At 66.9% G+C, this 3887-nt stretch carries 6 protein-coding genes; all 6 read left to right on the top strand.

Annotation, left to right across the window (positions count from 1 at the left end):
• A partial coding sequence (locus RDU12_RS13590) for a cbb3-type cytochrome c oxidase subunit I (RefSeq protein ID WP_308685150.1) occupies positions 1 to 650 on the top strand: 650 nt, incomplete at its 5' end.
• A gap of 114 nt (positions 651 to 764) precedes the next feature.
• Positions 765 to 1733 (top strand): heme o synthase, encoded by a 969-nt coding sequence (locus RDU12_RS13585; RefSeq protein WP_308685148.1) that lies wholly within the window; start codon positions 765 to 767, stop codon positions 1731 to 1733.
• A gap of 5 nt (positions 1734 to 1738) precedes the next feature.
• Positions 1739 to 1912, top strand: a complete 174-nt coding sequence (locus RDU12_RS13580) for a hypothetical protein (RefSeq protein WP_300291544.1) — start codon at positions 1739 to 1741, stop codon at positions 1910 to 1912.
• 10 nt (positions 1913 to 1922) lie between these two features.
• The gene (locus tag RDU12_RS13575; protein WP_300291546.1) at positions 1923 to 2486 is read left to right on the top strand and encodes a cytochrome c oxidase assembly protein; all 564 of its coding nucleotides are present in this window, start codon (positions 1923 to 1925) and stop codon (positions 2484 to 2486) included.
• 51 nt (positions 2487 to 2537) lie between these two features.
• Positions 2538 to 3446: a cytochrome c oxidase subunit 3 gene (locus RDU12_RS13570; RefSeq protein ID WP_300291547.1), complete on the top strand. Its 909-nt coding sequence runs from the start codon at positions 2538 to 2540 to the stop codon at positions 3444 to 3446.
• A gap of 24 nt (positions 3447 to 3470) precedes the next feature.
• On the top strand, positions 3471 to 3887 hold a 417-nt coding region (locus RDU12_RS13565), incomplete at its 3' end, for a DUF983 domain-containing protein (RefSeq protein ID WP_308685145.1).

Raw genomic sequence — 3887 nt, 5'->3', positions numbered from 1 at the left:
CCTATTTCGTGGCCGCGACGATGATCATCGCGGTGCCGACGGGCGTGAAGATCTTCAGCTGGATCGCCACCATGTGGGGCGGTTCGATCAGCTTCAAGACGCCCATGCTGTGGGCGATCGGCTTCATCTTCCTGTTCACCGTCGGCGGCGTCACGGGCGTGGTGCTGGCCAACGCCGGCATCGATTACACCCTGCACGACACCTACTATGTCGTGGCCCACTTCCACTATGTGCTGTCGCTGGGCGCCGTCTTCGCCATCTTCGCGGGCTTCTACTACTGGTTCGAGAAGATGTTCGGCGTGAAGTACAACGAGTTCCTCGGCGCGACCCATTTCTGGATCATGTTCGTCGGCGTGAACCTGGTGTTCTTCCCGCAGCATTTCCTCGGCCTTCAGGGCATGCCGCGGCGCTATGTCGACTACGCCGACGGCTACGCCCTGTGGAACCAGGTGTCGTCGATCGGCTACGTCATCACCGTCGTCGGCGTGCTGGTCTTCCTGATCATGCTGGTCGAGGCCGCCATCCGGCGTCGCCCGGCGGTCGACAATCCGTGGGGCGAAGGCGCCACGACCCTGGAGTGGACCCTGTCCTCGCCGCCTCCGCACCACCAGTTCAACGAGCTGCCGGTGGTCAAGAGCGACGATCACTAGGACCGGTCCAGCCGGACCAGACGCGCCGGGGGCCGCTCCTTCTTCCGAGGGGGCGGCCCTCAGGCATTTTTTGCGCTATCGCGCCTCGCGCGCCCTCAGCGCGTCAGAAAGCCCATGACCCGACCCGCCGCCGCCCCGACGATCTCCACGGCCCAGCCGGAAGACTTCTTCCAGCTGCTGAAGCCGCGCGTGATGTCGCTGGTGATCTTCACGGCGGTCACCGGGCTGGTGGTCGCGCGCGGCGACATCGGCGGGCTGTCGGCGGCCATCGCCGTCCTGTGCATCGCCGTCGGCGCCGGCGCCGCGGGGGCGCTGAACATGGCGCTGGAGGGCGAAACCGACGCCCTGATGCGCCGCACCCGCGGACGGCCCGTGGCGGCCGGCCGGGTCTCGAAGAACGACGCCATGACCTTCGGCGTCATCCTGTCGATCTTCTCGGTCATGCTGCTGGGCATGGCGACCAACTGGCTGGCCGGCGGCCTGCTGGCCATGACCATCCTCTACTACGCCGGCTTCTACACCCTGCTGCTGAAGCGCCGGACGCCCCAGAACATCGTCATCGGCGGGGCCGCGGGGGCGTTTCCGCCGGTCATAGGCTGGGCCGCCGCCACCGGCTCGGCCCCGTGGCAGGCCTGGCTGCTGTTCCTGATCATCTTCCTGTGGACCCCGCCGCACAGCTGGGCGCTGGCGCTGTATTCGGCGGGCGACTACGCCCGGGCGGGCATTCCGATGATGCCGGTGGCGCGCGGAGCGAAGAGCACCCGGCTGCAGATTCTGCTCTACAGCCTGGTCTTCGTGCCGGTGGCCGTGGCGCCCGGACTGACCGGCCTGGGCGGGTTGGTGTATCTGGCGGTCTCGGTCACGGGCGGACTGGGCTTCCTGTTCCTGGCCGTCCGCCTGTGGCGCTCGCGCGCCGGCGATCAGCCCGACAAGGCCGAGGCCGTGGGGCGAGAGGCCGCATTGTATGATGTCCGCGCGGAGGCCAAACCGGCCCGGAACCTGTTCGCCTTCTCGATCCTGTATCTGATGGCCCTGTTCGCGGCCCTGCTGGTCGAGAGCGTGACGCCAACGATGAGTCTGTGACCGCCATGCGCCTGACCCCTGAGCAGCTCTCGTCGCGCAAGCGGCGCAATCTCGCCATCGCTGGCGCGCTGGTGGCCTTCATCGTGCTGGTGTTCGCCACCACCCTGCTGCGCATGAAGGCCAATATGGACGAGCGGCAGGCCGCCGCCGCCGCGGCGCCGGCCGGCTACGGCGAGTGAGGCGGGCGCCGTGAACCGCAAGAACCTGATCGCCATCGCCTGCGTCTTCACCGTCATGCTCATGACCGGAGCGGCCTTCGCAGCCGTGCCGCTGTACCAGCTTTTCTGCCAGGTCACCGGTTTCGACGGCACGGTGAAGCGGGCCGAGGTCGCGCCGGACAAGGTGCTGGACGAGACGGTGCTGATTCGCTTCGACACCAATGTGCGCGGCCTGCCCATGACCTTCCGCGCCGAACAGGTCAGCCAGCGGGTGCGGATCGGCGAGACCGGCATCGCCTTCTTCAACGTGACCAACACCTCGGACCGGCCGATTCACGCTACGGCGGCCTACAATGTCGTGCCGGAGCGCGCCGGGCCCTACTTCCAGAAGCTGCAGTGCTTCTGTTTCGAGGGCCAGGTCATCGCCCCCGGCCAGACCATGAAATTCCCCGTCCAGTATTTCGTCGCGCCCGAGATCGCCACCGACCGCGAGAGCCGGGGCGTGCGCGAGATCACCCTCAGCTACACCTTCTATCCGACCAAGGGCGCTCAAGACGCCGCAAACCCCGCTCCAGCTACTGGCGCGGCCGCATAGCGGACGCTATAGCCTCCTTCACACGACTCTCGACCGTTGCAAGAGACCCAGATGGCCGACTCCCACGCCGTTCCGCATCACGACTATCACCTGGTGAATCCCAGCCCCTGGCCGCTGGTGGCGTCGATCGCCGTCGTGGTCATGATGGTCGGCGCCGTGGTGTGGATGAAGGGGCTGGTCCCGGCCGACTCCGGTCCGCTGGCCTCGGCCCTGCTGTCCGACGGCAGCAAGCCGCTGTTCTTCGCCGGTCTGGCGGGCGTGCTGGTGTCGATGTTCGGCTGGTGGGCCGACGTGATCAAGGAAAGCCGCCAGGGCGATCACACCCCGGTCGTCTCGATCGGCCTGCGCTACGGCATGATCCTGTTCATCGCCTCGGAGATCATGTTCTTCGCCGCCTTCTTCTGGATGTTCTTCGAGATGGCGGTCTTCAACGAGGCTCGCGCCCACATTCCGGAAATCGGCAACTGGGCCGAGACGGCCGCCGCCTGGTCGACCTGGCCGCCCAAGGGCGTCGAGGTGCTGGACGCCTGGCAACTGCCGCTGCTGAACACCATCATCCTGCTGCTGTCGGGCACGACCGTGACCTGGGCCCACCACGCCCTGCAGGTCGGCGACCGCAAGGCCGCCAAGATCGGCCTGGCCATCACCGTCGCCCTCGGCGTGCTGTTCACCGCGATCCAGGCCTATGAGTACAATCACATCCTGCATGAGAACCTGTTCTTCAACGAAGAGGCGCTGAACTCGGGCCTGTACGGTTCGATCTTCTTCATGGCGACGGGCTTCCATGGCTTCCACGTCCTGATCGGGACGATCTTCCTGGCTGTCTGCCTGCTGCGCCTGATGGCCGGCCAGATGAGCCCCGAGAAGCATTTCGGCTTCGAGGCGGCGGCCTGGTACTGGCATTTCGTGGACGTGGTCTGGCTGTTCCTGTTCGCCTTCGTCTACGTCACCTTCGGGTGACCCCGGCCTTCGCCGGGGTGACGAATGACCACTGACAAACAGAATGCGGCTCCGGCGCGGATCAACCCGATCCGCGCCGGTCTGCTTTGCCGTTGTCCCAACTGCGGCAAGGGCCCGCTCTACGCCGGCTTTCTCAAGGTGGTCGACCGCTGCGCCGTCTGCGGTTTCGACTTCACCCGGCTCAACACCGGCGACGGCGCCGCCGTCTTCGTGATGCAGATCGCCGGCGCGCCGGTGGTGTTCGGCGCCCTCTACGTCCAGCTCGTCTACGATCCGCCGATCTGGGCCATGCTGGTCGTGGCCCTGCCGCTGGTGCTGGGCCTGTCGCTGGGGCTGATGCGACCGGGCAAGGGCGTGATGATCGCCCTGCAGATGCGCAACCGGACGGAGTCGCATTCCTCCCCCGCAGGGGGAGGGGAACCGCGTAGCGGTGGAGGGGGG

The sequence above is a fragment of the Brevundimonas sp. genome, assembly GCF_031082345.1.
Taxonomy (GTDB): Bacteria; Pseudomonadota; Alphaproteobacteria; order Caulobacterales; family Caulobacteraceae; genus Brevundimonas.
This window is presented reverse-complemented; position numbering and strand designations above follow the sequence as displayed.

What these genes read in the sequence shown, in the direction of transcription:
- RDU12_RS13585 (WP_308685148.1), top strand. Translation starts at nt 765, where the DNA reads ATGACCCGACCCGCCGCCGCCCCGACGATCTCCACGGCCCAGCCGGAA.
- RDU12_RS13580 (WP_300291544.1), top strand. Translation starts at nt 1,739, where the DNA reads ATGCGCCTGACCCCTGAGCAGCTCTCGTCGCGCAAGCGGCGCAATCTC.
- RDU12_RS13570 (WP_300291547.1), top strand. Translation starts at nt 2,538, where the DNA reads ATGGCCGACTCCCACGCCGTTCCGCATCACGACTATCACCTGGTGAAT.